This is a genomic window from Pectobacterium brasiliense (assembly GCF_013449685.1).
In the GTDB taxonomy this organism is placed as follows: domain Bacteria; phylum Pseudomonadota; class Gammaproteobacteria; order Enterobacterales; family Enterobacteriaceae; genus Pectobacterium; species Pectobacterium brasiliense_A.
The window spans coordinates 266-988 of the sequence record NZ_JACDSF010000126.1; the positions used below are offsets into that span (position 1 = coordinate 266).

1 protein-coding gene is annotated in these 723 nt (G+C 48.1%); it reads right to left on the bottom strand.

Annotation, left to right across the window (positions count from 1 at the left end):
* On the bottom strand, positions 1 to 578 hold a 578-nt coding region (locus H0248_RS21580; RefSeq protein ID WP_180787436.1), incomplete at its 3' end, for a hypothetical protein.
* Positions 579 to 723: the final 145 nt, after the last annotated feature.

Genomic DNA, 723 nt, shown 5'->3' on the forward strand with positions numbered 1-723 from the left:
GCAGGGTAATAATCTCTCCAGTAACCAAAGCAGGCGAAGAAAACATATTCGTCAATCATTGCCCGACGTGCTGGCTGAGTGCGTAGGCGGGTGCTAATCCACATCTGAATCTGTCTGTCGGTTTTATCAGCCAGTGATGTCCATTCACGATAAGACAGGCCGTTAAGTAGCTCAGACCAGCACAGTAGTGTTAACGTTTCCTGAATGCCGGGTTCATTTTCCCGATCAAATAACCGCTGAAGGCTGTCACTCAATTCATCCAGCTGTAGTCGATCACATTCGCTGATCAGAATGCCGCCCAGCATTGGATACCGTCGAAGGTATCGGCTGGCCTTCACTGGCAGAATGGCTCTGCTGGCAGCCTCAATACGCGATACCGTTGATTTCTGCATTAGCTTCGCGGGGACAATCAGATGCGCCTTATGCTGGTCTGGCAGGGAAACTGACGTCAGGCTCAACCGATGGAAAGTATGAATTTTTCGCGTACTGATATCCTGATGAATGGCGTGAGCTGCACTGCCGTCAAGATGGCTTTGGTACTTATCCAGCAACGTGGATAGTGTCGTGTGACGTGTCATTTGGAAAGTCTCCAACATACTGAATAACAGACAACCGGTGTCCTCCATGGAATCGGATAGCGATCTGTTATTCAGGGAATAATTAATTAAAAGGAGTGAACTGAAAGGTGTCGTTTCTGGCGACCCTGTAAATCATTCTGTGTAA